The 15,585-nt window shown below is 61.5% G+C and carries 18 protein-coding genes; 15 read left to right on the top strand and 3 right to left on the bottom strand.

Annotated features, from left to right (window positions below; all coding sequences use genetic code 11):
* Window positions 1-107: 107 nt before the first annotated feature.
* The 6 genes from ACFOKF_RS23920 (at window position 108) to ACFOKF_RS23895 (ending at window position 3,637) form a co-directional block, all read left to right on the top strand.
* Window positions 108-569: a hypothetical protein gene (locus tag ACFOKF_RS23920; protein ID WP_380799122.1), complete on the top strand. Its 462-nt coding sequence runs from the start codon at window positions 108-110 to the stop codon at window positions 567-569.
* 17 nt (window positions 570-586) lie between these two features.
* Complete coding sequence (locus ACFOKF_RS23915) at window positions 587-1,231, top strand: antitoxin of toxin-antitoxin stability system (protein ID WP_380799121.1); 645 nt, start codon at window positions 587-589, stop codon at window positions 1,229-1,231.
* A gap of 117 nt (window positions 1,232-1,348) precedes the next feature.
* Window positions 1,349-2,131: a hypothetical protein gene (locus tag ACFOKF_RS23910; protein ID WP_380799120.1), complete on the top strand. Its 783-nt coding sequence runs from the start codon at window positions 1,349-1,351 to the stop codon at window positions 2,129-2,131.
* Entirely contained in the window at window positions 2,131-2,802 is a 672-nt protein-coding gene (locus ACFOKF_RS23905; protein WP_380799118.1) for an RES domain-containing protein, read from the top strand. The genes ACFOKF_RS23910 and ACFOKF_RS23905 overlap by 1 nt, the downstream gene beginning before the upstream one ends.
* A 255-nt stretch (window positions 2,803-3,057) precedes the next feature.
* On the top strand, window positions 3,058-3,315 hold the full coding sequence (locus tag ACFOKF_RS23900; RefSeq protein ID WP_449325401.1) for a type II toxin-antitoxin system Phd/YefM family antitoxin: 258 nt from the start codon (window positions 3,058-3,060) through the stop codon (window positions 3,313-3,315).
* Window positions 3,305-3,637: a type II toxin-antitoxin system RelE family toxin gene (locus tag ACFOKF_RS23895; RefSeq protein ID WP_380799117.1), complete on the top strand. Its 333-nt coding sequence runs from the start codon at window positions 3,305-3,307 to the stop codon at window positions 3,635-3,637. The genes ACFOKF_RS23900 and ACFOKF_RS23895 overlap by 11 nt, the downstream gene beginning before the upstream one ends.
* 18 nt (window positions 3,638-3,655) lie before the next feature.
* Here ACFOKF_RS23895 and ACFOKF_RS23890 read toward each other — a convergent pair whose 3' ends face one another.
* Window positions 3,656-4,300 (bottom strand): plasmid pRiA4b ORF-3 family protein, encoded by a 645-nt coding sequence (locus tag ACFOKF_RS23890; protein ID WP_380799116.1) that lies wholly within the window; start codon window positions 4,298-4,300, stop codon window positions 3,656-3,658.
* A 147-nt stretch (window positions 4,301-4,447) separates the two neighbouring features.
* Between ACFOKF_RS23890 and ACFOKF_RS23885 the strand changes: the two genes are divergently transcribed.
* Window positions 4,448-4,948 (top strand): hypothetical protein, encoded by a 501-nt coding sequence (locus tag ACFOKF_RS23885; protein ID WP_380799115.1) that lies wholly within the window; start codon window positions 4,448-4,450, stop codon window positions 4,946-4,948.
* 60 nt (window positions 4,949-5,008) lie between these two features.
* Here the strand turns inward: ACFOKF_RS23885 and ACFOKF_RS23880 are convergent, their stop codons facing one another.
* A complete protein-coding gene (locus tag ACFOKF_RS23880; protein ID WP_380799114.1) occupies window positions 5,009-5,398 on the bottom strand; it encodes a hypothetical protein in 390 nt (129 codons plus the stop codon).
* Between the two features lie 163 nt (window positions 5,399-5,561).
* Here ACFOKF_RS23880 and ACFOKF_RS23875 point away from each other — a divergent pair, with 163 nt between their 5' ends.
* The 3 genes from ACFOKF_RS23875 (at window position 5,562) to ACFOKF_RS23865 (ending at window position 8,175) form a co-directional block, all read left to right on the top strand.
* Window positions 5,562-5,771, top strand: a complete 210-nt coding sequence (locus ACFOKF_RS23875; protein WP_380799113.1) for a DUF5818 domain-containing protein — start codon at window positions 5,562-5,564, stop codon at window positions 5,769-5,771.
* Window positions 5,772-6,576: 805 nt separating this feature from the next.
* Window positions 6,577-7,083 (top strand): DUF736 domain-containing protein, encoded by a 507-nt coding sequence (locus tag ACFOKF_RS23870; protein WP_380799112.1) that lies wholly within the window; start codon window positions 6,577-6,579, stop codon window positions 7,081-7,083.
* Between the two features lie 78 nt (window positions 7,084-7,161).
* A complete protein-coding gene (locus tag ACFOKF_RS23865; protein ID WP_380799111.1) occupies window positions 7,162-8,175 on the top strand; it encodes a DUF2493 domain-containing protein in 1,014 nt (337 codons plus the stop codon).
* Window positions 8,176-8,257: 82 nt separating this feature from the next.
* Here the strand turns inward: ACFOKF_RS23865 and ACFOKF_RS23860 are convergent, their stop codons facing one another.
* Window positions 8,258-8,599: a hypothetical protein gene (locus tag ACFOKF_RS23860; protein WP_380799110.1), complete on the bottom strand. Its 342-nt coding sequence runs from the start codon at window positions 8,597-8,599 to the stop codon at window positions 8,258-8,260.
* 463 nt (window positions 8,600-9,062) lie between these two features.
* Between ACFOKF_RS23860 and ACFOKF_RS23855 the strand changes: the two genes are divergently transcribed.
* The 5 genes from ACFOKF_RS23855 to ACFOKF_RS23835 all read left to right on the top strand — a co-directional run bounded on the left by ACFOKF_RS23855 (window position 9,063) and on the right by ACFOKF_RS23835 (window position 15,569).
* Window positions 9,063-9,389: a CopG family transcriptional regulator gene (locus tag ACFOKF_RS23855; RefSeq protein WP_380799109.1), complete on the top strand. Its 327-nt coding sequence runs from the start codon at window positions 9,063-9,065 to the stop codon at window positions 9,387-9,389.
* The gene (locus tag ACFOKF_RS23850) at window positions 9,386-11,437 is read left to right on the top strand and encodes a type IV secretion system DNA-binding domain-containing protein (RefSeq protein WP_380799108.1); all 2,052 of its coding nucleotides are present in this window, start codon (window positions 9,386-9,388) and stop codon (window positions 11,435-11,437) included. The genes ACFOKF_RS23855 and ACFOKF_RS23850 overlap by 4 nt, the downstream gene beginning before the upstream one ends.
* Complete coding sequence (mobF, locus tag ACFOKF_RS23845; RefSeq protein ID WP_380799107.1) at window positions 11,434-14,361, top strand: MobF family relaxase; 2,928 nt, start codon at window positions 11,434-11,436, stop codon at window positions 14,359-14,361. The genes ACFOKF_RS23850 and mobF overlap by 4 nt, the downstream gene beginning before the upstream one ends.
* A complete protein-coding gene (locus ACFOKF_RS23840) occupies window positions 14,358-14,906 on the top strand; it encodes a lytic transglycosylase domain-containing protein (RefSeq protein WP_380799106.1) in 549 nt (182 codons plus the stop codon). Before mobF ends, ACFOKF_RS23840 begins: the two co-directional genes overlap by 4 nt.
* A 378-nt stretch (window positions 14,907-15,284) precedes the next feature.
* Complete coding sequence (locus ACFOKF_RS23835) at window positions 15,285-15,569, top strand: HU family DNA-binding protein (protein ID WP_380799105.1); 285 nt, start codon at window positions 15,285-15,287, stop codon at window positions 15,567-15,569.
* The last annotated feature ends 16 nt before the right edge of the window (window positions 15,570-15,585 follow it).

Raw genomic sequence — 15,585 nt, 5'->3', positions numbered from 1 at the left:
CGATCTGGCGACCGGGGAGGGGAGGGAGAGGCATTTGGTGGCGCCGAACTTGTGCGCTGCATTCGGCCGTTTCCCGGCCAGGCCTCCTCCATTCAAAGGATTTTGCCATGGACGTCATCGTGTCCAGAACCCACCTTGCTGGTCCGCAGCCGATCTACCAATATCGCGCTCTCGTGCCGCTCGATGACGTCGCTGCCGCTCGGCGGGCGCGATGCGTTGTAATCGGGGCGCAGATCGGCGAGGAGCGCATCGCGTCGACCCGATTGTCCGATGTCATCGCACCGGACGCCTGGTTCGAGCGTCACCTTGCCATTGCCTGCGGCGATGCCGCGCGACTCGCATGCGTTGCAAAAAGGATCGAGGCGCTGATCATTCGCGCCATCTACCCCGAGATGACGTCGCAATTGCCGCCTCTGACCTTCGAGCTGGATCATGAGGCTGCGGACGCAACCTACCGTGTCATGGTCCTCGACCTCAATGGCAGCTTCGACTGCTTCGCCCCTGATATCGACACTTTGATGGCGAGTGATCTTGGCCTCTTCCAGGGCTGCGATCGCCGTGCGGCCTGAAGCCGAGGAGGCAGATCATGTCCCAGATTATCGAGACGACGGTTTATCAACTCGACGAACTGGACGCATCAGCCCGCGATCGAGCGCGCGACTGGTATCGGCGCAATGCCACTGATGAGGATTGGCACGAGTTCCGCTTTGCGGATTTCGCGACTGTCTGTGAAATCCTCGGGGTTTCGCTGTCGACAAAGTCTGTACGTCTCATGGGCGGGGGATCTCGCGCCGCGCCGAAAATCTATTTCTCGGGCTTTTCAAGCCAGGGCGACGGGGCCTGCTATGAAGGAGCGTATCGCTGCGCGCGCGACAGCGTAGGGCGAATGCGAGCCCATGCGCCGCAGGACGCCGGCCTCCATGCCATCGCTGCCCGCCTTCTCGACGTCCAACGGCGCAATTTCTACCAGATCAGGGCAGAGATCCGCCATGCCGGTCGATACTGCCATGAATATAGCATGCAGATCACTGTCCGCCGGGAAAGCGCGACGGGCCAGGATATGAGCAACGCGGACGAGGAGACCGTGATCGACGCGCTCCGCGATCTCGCACGCTGGCTCTACCGCCAGCTGGAAGCCGAACATGATTTCATAACGGCCGATGAGCAGGTCGATGAGGCGATCCGCGCCAATGGATACAGCTTCACCGAAGAAGGCTATCGCTTTGGCTGACGTCCGTCCGATATCTCGCTGACCAGTCGCCCTCCCGCACCGGAATATTCCGACTGGCATTTTCTTGCTATAATCGCTATATATATCTTACTGAATAGCGAAACTAGGACAACGCTTATGGTAGCCGCTTCCGCGATCGACAAGCAAGCTGGTTCCGGCGCGAATCGCCGCGGCCGTGGGAAAGGCCGCCCATTTTATGCTTCTTCTGGGCTTGCCGCCTCGGCGGTCGCTGACGGCCGCGTCCTGGTCGACCTCTCGATGGGAGGGGCGGGCAATCTCGAATTGCTGAAGCACGCGCTGGCATCATTGGGTCCTCAAGCAGCGGCGAAGACGGTCGGCGCCAAGGCAACCGACGATGCGGCCAAACTGCTTGCCGCGGCATTCGAGAAAGTTGCCGAGCGCTATCTGAGCGACGCCTTCGCCGGTGAATTCGCCAAGCTGATCTCGGAATATCGCGTGATGCTGCGGGAAAATCTGGCGAAAGCCGATGATGCGCCGCTCAAGGCTGCGCTCAACCGTGCCCGGCTTCAGGAACGCATTCTCGCCGGCACCCAAATGGCCGAACAGGCCGAAGCCTGCGAACTGCTGGGTCTTTCGGGGGCGAATCCATCGGCAACCATGAAGCGCAAGGAAGACCGGCACGAATTGCTGCGCTTCACCGTGGACGGTCGCGCCGTCTACCCGCTGCTGCAATTCGATGTCGAAGGTCGGCGCATCTACCCTGCGATGAGCCATATCATCGCGGCGAAGCCTGCCGATTGGAGCGATTTCCGGCTGCTGCTCTGGTTGACGCGGGAGCATCTCGATTTCGACGACACACCGGGCGCAGCGCTTGGCAGTGATCCCGAGGCCGTCATCGCCGCCTTCGAGCGGGAAGCCGAGCCTGCGGTCCACGGCTGATGCGCTTCAGCATCAAAGTTCCTAATCCCGCCACGATGAAGGTTGGGAAGGAGGACTATCATCTGCTGAAGGCGGGAACGCCGCTGCATCGCATTCACCCCAAAATCTTCCGGTCGACGCAGTTCAATGACAGCGACAAGGGGAGCGCCCGCTTTTCGCCGATTCGCGATGCAGGCGGAGCGATCATCCCGACGATCTATGCGGCGCAATCGTTCGAATGCGTCACTTGCGAGATCATCCTGCGTTGCCCGGACACGCCGCCGCGCGTCCGAACCTCGATCGCGCCGCCTGACATCGTCTATCCTGCCGACTATCGGTTGCATGCCCATAGCGAGGTGAGCACGACCCAGGATCTGAAGCTTGTCAGCATCACTGCCACAGGTCAGCGCAAGATCGGTATCAGCGGAAACGGTCTCCTGGCCGGCCCCAGAAGCAGCTATCCGATCACACGCAGTTGGGCAGAGCGCATCCATACGACCTGCCCGTCGGCGCAGGGGCTCTACTATATCTCCTATCAATATGGTCCCGAGTTCGCCCTGCTGCTCTTTGGCGACCGCGTTCCCGGCGAGGTCCTTGAAGCCGTCTCGACCCGTTCCGTCGCTGATCCGGTCTGCCACGGCGAAATCCAGAAGATCGCCGACGCGCTCTCGATCGATTATGAGGACGTCTAGCGCAACCGCGGCTTAGCGCCGTCTGACGGTCCATGGCTTCGAGCCGGTGCTGCGAAAGGCTGACGCTGTCTTGGCCAGCTCTGTTTATGGACAGATCGAAACCCGGCGCAGAGCACCGCGGGCGCGGCAATCGGTCCTCCATTTCGTCCCAACGTGGACCTCGGGTTTTTGAAGGCTGGGAATGTGACGTGTCTTTTAATGGTGCTGGAACCGTACCGTTAAAAGTGCTATTAAAAGTTCTATTAATGGATTTTGGTGATCGAGATGACAAATATCGTTCTTGCGGAAACAACCGCCAGCGTTTCGGAGCTGAAGCGCAATCCGATGGGAACCGTCGCTGCGGGCGAGGGCTTCCCGGTCGCTATTCTCAATCGCAATGAACCTGCTTTCTACTGTGTGCCAGCGAAGGCATTTGAGGCGCTGATGGATCGTCTGGAAGATGTCGAACTGAACGCTATCGCGGATGCGCGTGTGGGTGAGACCATCGTCAAGATTGCCCTCGATGAACTATGAGCTGGGCTTTCTTGAGTCGGCACTGAAAGAATGGCGCAAACTGGACTCGCAAACGCGAGAACAGTTTAAAAAGAAGCTGGGTGAACGCCTTACGGCGCCTCACGTCCCTTCCGCTCGCCTGTCCGGGGGCAAGGATCGCTACAAGATCAAGCTGCGCGGTGTCGGCTATCGTCTTGTCTATGAAGTGCATGACGCCGAGGTGATTGTGATCGTTGTGGCCGTAGGCAGACGTGACCGAAACGCCGTCTACAAGGCAGCGCAAAAGCGAGCTGATACCACTGCCGCAGTGGAATCCATGCGCCAGGCGCGCCGAAAGGACTGACTGCGTCGGCGTCGATAGTCAGGACGATCGGGCGCGCCTGAATCTATAATCACCCTTCGATGTTCGCAGAACGCGTGCGATCGCCCTGTTCGTGGCGTCGAGGTCGAAAAGTTCGGGGTCGAATTTCCGGCCGGCCCATCGGCGCACGTCCTTGTGGTCGTCATGGGCCGGATCCATCCATGCCTCCAGAAAGTCGGCGTAGCCGGAATAACCACCGACGTCTTCCGGCGGGCCGGAGCGCGTGCCTGCCACGCAGCGCGGGTATGTGGCACCGTCTTCGCGCGGCTGGCGGCGAAGGCTGATCAGGTGACGCCAGCAATCCCCAAAATCATATTCGTAGACGATAGTGAGCGTGGGCTCGGCTTCGTATGGAAAAGTCAGATCCTGGAGCCGGATCTCGGATGCCTCGAACGTGCGAGGCCCGTATAGCGCATCTTCGTTGAACTCCGGCGCACCAATGGTGAGACCGCCAACATGGAACTGGTGAAGGTGGCTGTCGGTCCAGCCAAAGGCGACCTGAAGTACATCGTGGAGCTGGGCGAAGTTGAGTTTGACCGGCAGTTCGAGGATCCGGCTGATCCGCGGTTCGATGCCGATAATGTGGACATCGGCGACAATGACGAAGGAATCTGGATCGAAGGGATCTAGCATGCGCCGGACCATGCCTTGGGTGCCCGTTGGCGGCAATGGTTGAGACAGGCATTTTTCGCAGCGCTGCCTTCATTATCGTTCGCCGCCTGATGGCAGTGTGGCCGATCCGGTGACAACTTTCCTTGACCGGTGGATGCCGGTGCCACTTATTGGATGCCGATGCGCCTTATCGACGAACTCGCTGCCAGAAGAGTTTACTATCGGCGGCCGCTGCCCACACTCCCCGATATTCTCCTGATCGACATTCCTCCCCGCTTCGCGGGGGAAGGGCTCGCGCTCGATCGCTATTATCCTGTGATTCTCGAAACGGTGGCAGAAGCCCACGAGTTTGAGGCCTATCTTTTGGAGCGCCGCGCTTCGTTGGTCCCGCCCTCGCTCCTCGATCGGCGCCCCTCAGCGCTGCGCGTCGAGGAGATCGTCTTCGCGCGCTACGCGCCGCCCGCGCCCGACTGGCCATGGCTCCAGCTATGCTGCTGGCCGCAGGCCTATACCCTGATGGTGCCGTCCCCCAATGATGATTTCGCGCGCGGCGCCTATACCATCGAAGCCTTCACCAGCGTCGGGCAAGTGGACGCGGCGGAGCGCATTCTTCTCGCCACGCTCGGCCCCCATGAGGCCCGGCATGTCAAAGCCTTGCATAGCTTTGGGGGCAACGCCTGACCTGCTGGGCAAGGGGAAGGCGGCGCATCGCGCGCCGCCTTCCCCTTGCCAGGGTCTCCATTATTTGCGGACGATTTCCGCGATCGGGCGCGCCATGTCGGCCCTCTTCTTCATCAGATCGGCAAGCCAGCACATATGCGCGGCAGCGTCGGCCAGCGGAAGTTCGCACACCTCCTCGAACAGCTCGCGCTGATAGTCGAGGTCGCGTTCAAGGATGTCCCGCAGCTTGTTGCGTGCCGGGCTGCCGTCATTCATGACATCAGCATTGGCTTCGCGTGCGGCATCAAGAAAGGCTTCGGCCAGTTCCTGGGCCTCATAATAACCGCCATCCAGGCCTTCGCTCGAAGCAAGGCTCGCCAGCCTGCGGCGCACCAGCGGCAGGTCTGGGTCGACCGCCGCATCGCCCAGCGGCAGGTTAAAATCATAAGAGGCAAGATAGGCACGGATCACGGCAGTTTCCTTCAGCTGGAGAAGGAACATAAAATGAACAAGATTGCAATCCCCCTTTGGGCTGTGTCATGGGCCGCTCTATGTGCGCCTCGATTTCTACAGTCTTTGCTCCTGCTCTTCGCATCTCCGAAACGCCTTCGATGAATATCGGAGGAGCGTCGCTGTGACCGCCAGCAAGGCACCGCTTCGTCTGCGGGGGATCCTCCGGTTTGGGGAACGCGGGCCTTGGCTTGAGGTCGATGACGGTCCCGTCTGGCGGCTCGAGACGACCGAGGATTTGCGTCCCCATGAGGACCAGCCTGTGCAGATCGAGGGCTGGCAGCGAGGGGCAAGCCTGCTCGAACTGCTCTGGATCGGGCCTGCGCCGGTCTGATCGATCATCCCGGCATCGTGCCTTTCGTGCGGTTGGGGCTGCCCGCGATGGGTGGGCAGGGGCTCGTAAAGCTCCGTCGTCAGGTTGGTCGGGAAGGTGATTGCCTCCGGCGGGTTGGCGGATGCCCGTCTTCGCCGGGCACCGGGCTCTATCTCCGCTTCGCTCCGACCAAGCCCCCTGCGGGGTCTTCGCGGCTGACGCCGTAACGATCCCTTCCGCGGGGATGGTGGAGAGGTCAGCCTTCAGCCGCTGACGGCTTTGTCAGGTACGCGACTTGCGCATTTCAGGCTTCGCCTATGGAATCGCGCTTCGCGCGATGTGGTTCGTGGAGCCAGCGGACAAGACGTCACCCCCTTCGCCGCCCTCGCAGGTTCCGCGCGTTGCAGAACCGGTTTCGGCCACAACGAGTTGCGTCGGAGCCAAGCTCCGCCAGGCGAAAAGGGGCCGACGGCGTTTGTCCGTTTCAGCGGCGGCGCCGGCCCCTTTTCACCAGGCTACGCTAAGCCCCTCCCGTGCCTGTTGTGGCCAAGAGCCCGGTCCTGCGCCTTCGGACCTGCGAGGGCGGCTCCGGGTGCGATGACTTGTCAGCCGGCCCACGCTCCCTCTCCGTCGATAAGGAACCGGCCGCAGGCGGCCGGTGCGTCCTTTTGGCCGCTACGCGGCGGTCTTTGTGCTCGGGCTCACCAGGTACGATGGGAACCTGTCAATAAATCAATGAGATAGAAGCAATGGAGGGAAGGGGGTAAGTTAAAAATGCGGACGGGGAAGGAAACTCAAGCCGCTTTTTGGATGAAAGGATGAAGTCATGAAGATCGGTAGTTTCGCATTTGACGAACGGATCAACGATATTGTCGGAAAGATCGCGACGCGCCAGATGCGTTTTCCTTATGTCATCATGCGCAAGGTTGCGGACAGGCAGAGCGATACTGCTCCACTCTATGAATTGTTCGAGACGAGCCCGGCGGGTGATGAAATCCAGATCGGCGTGGTCTGGGAACGCAAGATGACCAAGACCCAGGAAACCTTCCTATCCGGCATGATCGACGATCCGAGCTTCCGGGAACCTTTGCCGATCGCTCTTTTCGGAGATGAACGCAGCGGATTCGACGTCCAGTGGCGGCGCGAGCGCGACCGTGACGCACAGGGCGGAAATTTCGGCGGACGGTCGGGCGGCGGGCAGCGCCAAAGCGCAGGTTCTGGCGGTTACGGCGGAAGGCAGGGCGGCGGCTTTGCGGGCGGCAGCACCGCAGGCGCAGGCGGCGAATATACCGGCGGCGGCGCTCGCGATCTTGACGATGAGGTGCCTTTCTAGTCGCAGCCATGACGGGCCGGGAAGCGCCGTCATTCTGTCCCGGCCCTGTACCGTCAGCCTCCCAACAGGAGCGATCCCATGAGTAAGCCAACAGCCTACCGGAGCGTCAGCAGCTTTGCCGACCTGCCGGAACTCTATGCAGACCTCATTGCCACGCCTGACTTTCTGGCGTCGTTCGGCGATCCCATACCGCTTACGATTATGGAGCGGGGCGAGGAACCCGCAGAACTCGACATGCCCGAACCCATCGCGGCGCAGGCGGAATGCGGCGGCATCATCGCGTCAATTTTCGACCTGTTCACCGATACCCGCCTTGAGGCGCTTGCCCCCGAAGTCGCATGGGGCATTGTCAATTCGTTGCATTTCGTGGCCGGAAAACTGGAGCGGCGCGAGGATCAGTTAGCCGATACGATCCGCGACATGGCGCGGCGGCTGGAACCGGGCGAAGTCTTCACGAAAGAGCTGGAGGACACGCAGCTTGAATGCCAGTCCATAGCCGAACAGCGCGCCGCCATTGAGGCGATGCGGGATTATGCCGCTGCCATGTATCGCACCTGCTCAGGCCGCCCATGGTCCCCGGCTCGCGGTTCGCGGGCGTCCCATGTCACGACCGCAAGCCAAATATCCGCGCTCGACTTCCTGCGCGTCCGGGCGGAAAAGCGGCGGGAGCGCTACGAACCGCAAGGCCCTATCGTCGTCGTATCCGGCCCGCAAAACTGGCATGACGGTCGCATCATCTGGAACCGGCTTGACCAGATCAGGACGCGCATCCCGCGCATGTTGCTTGTCACCACCGGGCAGCGCTTGGGGGTGGATGCCGCGGCCGCCGCATGGGCCGCGCAAAGGGGCGTGCCATGTGTCACCTTCGGCATCTATGGACGCGGGAAAGGCGCGGGCTTTAAACGCAATCGCGACATTGCGGCACTCATGCCGGTTGAGGCGATCCTGTGCGAAGGGTCGGGCATACAGGCCAGCCTTTATGAACTGTTCAACCCTCAGAGCGGCCATCGCGTGCCCACCCATGTTTTCCTGGCGAGCGAGCAGGCACCCGACATCCCCATCAAGCGCAGGCGGCGCGTCATACCCGCATAGGCCCCAAGGCAGAAAAGGATGGGACCGGCCCGCATGTGCGCGCCGGTCCCTTTTTTTGTGCCAGCGGCACTATCCCACATCGCTAGGACTGGACGACGGGTATTGCCTTGTCGCCATTCGCTCCGCCGCCTTGCGGCGGCTTGCTTCGCGCCTCCACAGCTTTCTTGAGCGGCGGCTGTGCAGGCGGGGCGCTCGCACCGGGCAGAGTCCTGAGCGCCACTATCGCAGCGCCGCCGCCGACCCGGATCGCGTGGCTGAGCACATCCCGAAATTCGCGCTCGCTCAGCCTTTCGACGGCAAGTTCCGTAGCGATTTTTCCATAGTGCGCACGTAAAGCCCGCCGCACCGTTTCAGCCTCTTGGGCGAGGCTTTGCTGGTCGGCTTCTATCTTCGCGAGCCGCTCGCGGTCCGTCATCTTGGGCATGTATCGACTCCTCATTGCAAGGGGTCTGCCCGCCATCGCCAACTATTCCCCAAGGAGCAGGCACTTTGCAACGATCTTCGCAGTTCGGCCGCGCTGACGCGCGGCAGTTGACCCCATGTCAGGAGGCTCGCCCCCGCCATTTGAGGACGGGCGCAGCGGCCAGGCGCTGCGAAGGGCGGACGCACGGCCCCAAGGCCGGTGTAATGCACCCTACGCACGGGTGCTGCGGAGAAATATGGCTTAAAATCAACAATGTATAGCCAAATACGTGTATTCGCCCGACACCGGAATTTGTGGTCCATGGCCCACAAGCAGGAAAGGCAGGCCTTGAAACCCGCAGCAATCAGCCATTTTTTGGCGCAATACATGTATTCCACGCGATCGGTTTGAACCGGAGCGTAATCAAGAGTATAAGGGCAGCGCTTCACGACATCCGCAGGGCTCCAGCTATTGGAGCAAGCCTGTGGTCAAAGTTAATTTCAGGATCGAAGAGGGGCTCCATGAGCGCCTCGTTCGGCGCGCTGCCGCCGCCGACCTCAGCCTATCCGAGTTTGTCAGGCTGGTTCTGGCGCAGGCCGCCGAACCCAATCGTGGCTACATTTTCTCGTCCAAGGATGAGATCCTTGCCACCAGCATCCAGATCCTTTCCATCCTCGTCGTCGCGGTAGGACGGCGATCGCCGGAAGCCGTCGAACAGGGGATGGCCGAAGCCCGAGCGCTTCTCGCTGAAAGGGGACTGCTCGATCCGGAACTCGACCCAATTCCGGGTGCGCGGGAGATGGTGCGATGAGCATTTTCCGCAACGATACGCTCGGCTCCTGGACTCGCGGCGGCCAGGCCATCGTCCACAATGTCCGCATGACCACCCAGGTCTTTTTCCAGACCATGTCGGCCTGTCTTGTGCTTTGGGTAATGGGCATCCTCTGGTACTGTTTCGAAACCCTGACAGCTTATCAGCGCTATGTGCTGGTCCAGCTGGCGCTCGCGGAATTCCGCAAGGAGGCGACTCGCGGTGCGGCCGATCTGGTCCAGTTCCAGACGCCCGGCGGCCAAAAATATTGGACAACCGCGGATGCCTTGCTCAATTCGGGCGTGGCGAGAAAAACGCTGGAGGCAGGCGAGGCCGCGCTCATCACCGGCTCGCTGATCGGGGGCATCGGCGCTGCGCTCGCTCTTGGCTGGGCCTGGTATTACTTCACGCGGACCGGCCGTGGGCTTGGATCGAACCAGTTCCTGCGCGGCGCCCGGTTCGGGACGGTGCGATCGATCCGCCGGCTCCTGCGTCGGTATCGAAAGGGCAGCCTGACCATCGGCGGCGTGGCGATGCCGCATGCCTTTGAACCCGAGCATATTGTCCTGTGCGGCGCGCCCGGTACGGGCAAGACCAACATCATCACCACGATGCTCGAAGGCATCAGGAAAAACGGAAAGCGGGCGATCGTCTATGATACCGCTGGCTCCTTCGTCGAAAAATTCTACCGGCCGGGGAAGGACATCCTCCTCAATCCGCTCGACCAGCGAACCGACCATTGGTCGCCTTGGGTCGATGTCCCTCGGGAATATCATTATGATCAGATTGCCCAGTCGACGATCCCCGACAAGGCAGGCGATCCCTTCTGGGCGAAGGCCGCACGCGGGACGTTGGTCGGCGTTCTGCGCAAGCTTGCCAGGCAGAAACACACCTTGGTCTCCATCCTGCTCGATCGCCTTCTTCGCTCGGGGCTGAAGGATCTCGTCGCCTTCGCCGAGGGGACCGAGGCTGCCGCCTTCATCAGCATGGAAGGGGACAGGACCTCCGCCGGCATCCAGGCGGAGCTTGCATCGGTCATGCGCAGCTTTGACTATCTCGACGACACTACCAACGGCTTTTCGATCCGAAGCTGGGTCGAGAATGAGACCGACGACAGCTGGCTGTTCATCACGGTGAAGGCGGACCAGCTTCCCTCCCTACGGCCCCTCATCACCGTCTGGATTGACATTGCGATCGGGGCGATCATGAGCATGAAGCCCGACCCCGAGCGCCGGCTCTATTGCATCATCGATGAGCTTCCGACGCTCCAGCGGCTTCCTTCGCTCAGCGACTTCCTGGCCCGCGCGCGGAAATATGGTGGTTGCGGCATATTGGGGTTCCAGTCCTATCCCCAGCTCGAAGCCACCTACGGCATTCAGGATGCTGCGGCGATCACCGGCTACTGCTCGACCTGGATAGCCCTGCGTGCCAACGACACGCCGACGGCGAAGCACGTCTCGGAAAATCTGGGGCAGGTTGAGCAGATCGAGGCCAACGAGGGCATGTCTTACGGGGTCAATGACATGCGCGATGGGGTCAACCTATCGCGGATGCAGGTGACCAGGCCGTTGGTCATGCATACGGAGGTAACGAACCTCCCCAACCTGTCTGGCTTCCTCCGCTTTGGCCGCGATCTCCCGGTCATCCGATTCGCCGATCGCTTCAATCCGATCGCGAATGTCGCGCCGGCCTTCGTCGAGCGGACCAAGCCGCCGATCCGCCTCCCGTTGGCCGATGAGATCATCCAGGCCGCCCGCGCTGCCGCAGAAGAGCAGGCGGCGCAAAGCGGTCGGACGGGTCGCAGCGGCCGAGCGAAGGTTGTCCGTAAGGGCGGATCGGTAACGCCACAGAGCGCTCCACGTCCCGGTACGCCTTCGCCTGAGTTGCCGCTCGGACAGCCCCCGCAAGCCTCACCCTCAGACGGCAAGCGAGAGAAGGCAGTATCACCGACCCCCTCCATGCTGGGCGCTCGAGCCGGCGCGCGCACTGTCCCGCTATTGAGCCATGGCCGGGTCAACGAAACCCCGGGAGAGGCTGATCCGGCATGATCCATCCTCGCCGCCTGTCCGGCTCAGCCGGCAACATCGCCCGCTACTATACGGTAGGCGACTATTATACGAAGGGCTCCGACGAACATAGCGAGTGGGCCGGGAAGATCGCTGCCGAACTCGGGTTGGAGGGCGCTGTCGATCCGGCCATGTTCCGGGAGCTTCTGGCGGGCAGGGTGGCCGGCGTTCAGCTTGGCCGACGGCGCGCAGACGGCAATATCCAGCATCATCCCGGATGGGACTTTGCCGTCAATGCACCCAAGTCGGTGTCGATCATGGCCCTGGTCGCCCAGGACAAGCGGGTGCTGGAGGCGCACGAGCAGTCCGTGGGGGAGGCGATCGGCTGGTTGGAGGAACATGCCGCCTTTCGCTATCGGAAGCAGGGTGAGGTCGTCCACGAGACGACCGGCCGGATCATAGCCGCGCGCTTCACTGAGCATGCCAGCCGTGAACTCGATCCCCATCTCCATACCCATGTGGTCGTGATGAACATCACCGATCGGCAGGATGGCGCGCCTATGACCAGCATGGAAACCCGCGCCATGTTCGCCGAGCAGATGGTCGCCGGGCAGATCTATCGCAATGGGCTTGCCCAGAGGCTTCATGCTCATGGCTTTGAACTGGAAACCGATCCTCATCGGGGGCTGTTCGAAATCAGGGGCGTGCCCAAGAGCCTGATCGTAGAGTGGTCCAAACGCGCCGAGCAGATCGACGCGCATGCGGAGGAACATGGCCGCAAGGGCCAAGCGGCTCGCGTCGCCTCTTTCTATCAGACCCGTAAACCCAAGCAGAAGACGACGATCGACGGACTTCGGGAGCGCTGGGACAAGGAGGCCGGCCCACTCATCGAAGTGCTCCATAAGGTGAAGGATGCCGCCGACCATGACGGGGTGATCGACCATGAGGCCAATCGCGCCATCGCGGGCCGCGCCGCGCTGTTCGGCATCCGAAACAAGGAAACGCGCGAGGCCGTGAATAGCCAGGGGCAACTGATCCGAACCGGCCTTGCTGCCCATGTCGGGGAAGTGAGCCTCAGCGATGTCCGTCCCTTCATCAGGGAGCATGAAGACCGGGAGAAGCTTCTCGTGACGCGATCCCAGACCGGGGACGCCGTCCTGACTCGCGGGAGAACGACCCGCGCGACTGCCCGGCTTGAGATTGCCCTGTCCAAGCACCTTGCCCTCTCATTGGATGACACCCGGCCGCTGGCTTCGACTGATCGGTTGCTGTCCGTTCTTGAAGGGGAGGCGCTTTCCTCCCAACAAGAACGGGCGCTCGCTAAGCTGGCAACGTCCCGCGACCGTCTGATCGGGGTCCATGGTGTGGCGGGTTCGGGCAAATCGACCCTCGTAAGGGCGTTGGTGAAGGCGGTAGATGCGGATGTCCGGGTGCAGGCGCTGGCGCCCACATCCTCAGCCGCGGCAGAGCTTGGCGTCAAAGCCAATATTCCATCCCAGACCGTTATGAATTTGATCGTCTCGGGCGGGCGAAAACTCGACGCGCGCGACCTATTGGTCGTCGATGAGGCGGGGCAGCTCAGCAACCGTCAGGCGCTGCGGCTTCTGGAACTCAGCCGGAATACGGGGGCCAGAATCCTCTTTCTTGGCGATAACAAGCAGACAGGGGCGATCGAACAGGGGAAGGCATTCTGGCTTCTCCAGCAGCTTGGATTGCCCAAAGCGGAACTCACCGAGACGATTCGACAGCAGGATGAGAAGATGAAGATGGCGGTCAAAGAGGCGCGCCTCGGCGAATATGCGCGCGCGATTGGCTTTCTCGACGGCGTGGTGAGCGGCGACAAAGCGAGCAAGCTGGCGAAGAATTTGGTCGATCGATGGATGGATCTCGCCCCCGAAACGCGAAGTGCCACCAACATTCTCGTGCTCGACAATGCGACCCGAATCACCGTGAACGCCAATGTCCGGCGAGGGCTTCAAAAGGAAGGCGTGATCGCCGCCGAAGAAACGCCGTTGAAAATTCTCGCGCCGACGGGGCTCACCAGCGAGGAGCGCCGGATGGCACGCCTCTACTCGAAGGGGCAGGTGGTGATGTTCAACCGGGACATCGAACGGCTCGGTGTGGCTCGGCAGGCAGAATATGAGGTCGCCGGACTTCGCCGTGATGCCGGCGGTCGCGAAGTTGTCCTGTTGGAAGATCAGCAGGGACGATTCTTGCACTGGGATCCGCGTCGGACCCGCACCTCTTTGGTCAGCGTCTTTAACGTACAGGACCGTGGCCTCGCTTCGGGAGATCGCATCCAATGGCGTCTCGCGACGAAGGAGCTCGGGCTGAAGAATGCCGAACGCGGCACGGTCGAGCGCATGGAGGGGGGACTGGCGACGATCCGCTGGGACCGAACAGGCGAGGCGAAGGAGATCGACCTCTCGCGATATAAGACTTGGGACCATGGCTATGCGGAGACGGTCTACTCTTCACAGTCGAAAACCTATCCGCGGGTCTTCGTTCTTGCGCCGGTCGGCTCTCCGCTGGTCACGGGACAGAACTTTTACACTGCGATCACACGCGCGGAATATAGTGTGACGCTTTGGACGGAGGATCGAGCGGACCTCGTCGACAAATTGAAGCACAACACCGGTCAGAAGACATCCTCCCTCGAAGGGATGGATATGATCAGGCGGAGCGGGACGGAAGCCCGGCTCGATCGAGAAGCTGTTCGCATCCAGAAGGAACGCGACCTCAATGACGTGCAGCGGCGAGAATTGGCCCTTCTAGGTGCTGAGCGGCGAGGCGTTTATAGAGGGAGCGACCGCAAAGGTCTGGCTGGCGCTGGGCTCCGCGCGACGGAAACGCTCACCGCCCTCATCGAGCGTATGCTGCGGAACCAGCCCAAACCGGAAATCTCCCGTCCCAAAGAACCCGACCGGACGGACGAGGAACGCCGCGACCGAGGGCGCGATCGATGACCGGGCCGCATCGCGCATCGCTGATGAGTTGCTGCCTGGCAGCTGTGCTCATTGGGCAGGTTACAGCCGCCGAAGCTGTTATAGGGAGCCACGGCGTCGTAGAGACCGAGAACGCGATCGATCAGTGCATCCATCAGGCAGCGTCCGGGCGCCCATGGCTTGCGCAAACCCTGCGGGCCTTGAGGAGGCAGGAGGGGGGATGGATTGGTGCGGAAGTGAGGAATGCAGACGGCTCGGTCGATCTGGGGCTGATGCAGGTGAACAGCTGGTGGGTTCCTCGTATCGCCCGGCTGATCCACCGAAGCGAGTCGCAGGTAAGATCATGGCTCCGGAATGATCCCTGCTTCAACGTAGACGCTGCCAGATGGATATTTCTTTCGGCGCTCCACGAAGCGAAGGATTTCTGGCGGGCCGTCGGCATCTATCATAGCCCTACTCGCTGGCGGCAGATGCGATATGCAAAGGGAATTGCCCTGATAATGGCGAGTGATCGCCGCAGCCTGCCACTGGCGCGCGGCAACCCACAAACTGCGGGCCGCAGATAATTTTTGCGGATCGGAAGCATTCGCAGCCAGCTACCACCGCGCACGGTACGGCGGGGCTTTCCGCAGCGGGGGTAGGGAAATTGTCAGCGTCCAGGTTCACTCGTCTCAAGCGATTGCGCCGTCAGTTCAATCTGGAGCCTGGCGAATCGGCTGATCGCGGGGGCGAGAGCATTGCGGCCAAAGCCCGGCCGGCTGATGGATTGATAGAGCCAAGCCTATCACCGGCCGCTCAACGGCGGTTGATCCTTCTGCGCAAGGCAGGGAGATCCGGCGTCCGGTAACGGCCTTGGGACTCAGGCTCTCATGGTCGGAAACACCGCTTTCCGCGACGAAGCATCTCTGCCACTGTGGCTGGACCTATGGGGGTAGGAAAGCATTATGGTACGATCTGACCTGATTGACATGATTGCCGAAGAAAATCCGGGTTTGAGCCAAAGCGAGGTCGAAAAGGTCGTCGAGACATTCTTCGACGCGATCGTTACCCAACTCAATGCTGGCGGCCGCGTCGAACTGCGTGGCTTTGGTGCCTTTTCGGTGAGAAGCTACCGGGCTCGGACTGGGCGCAATCCCCGGACCGGCGAGGCGGTCAGCGTGGAGGCGAAGAGCCGGCCATTTTTCAAGCCCGGCAAGGCGGTCTTAACACGCCTGAACGATGGTAGTTGACTGGAAAAGGTCAGGC

This window comes from Sphingobium rhizovicinum (genome assembly GCF_042647625.1).
Classification (GTDB): domain Bacteria; phylum Pseudomonadota; class Alphaproteobacteria; order Sphingomonadales; family Sphingomonadaceae; genus Sphingobium; species Sphingobium rhizovicinum.
Note: the sequence above shows the minus strand (reverse complement) of the source record. Positions and strands in the feature narration are given on the sequence as shown.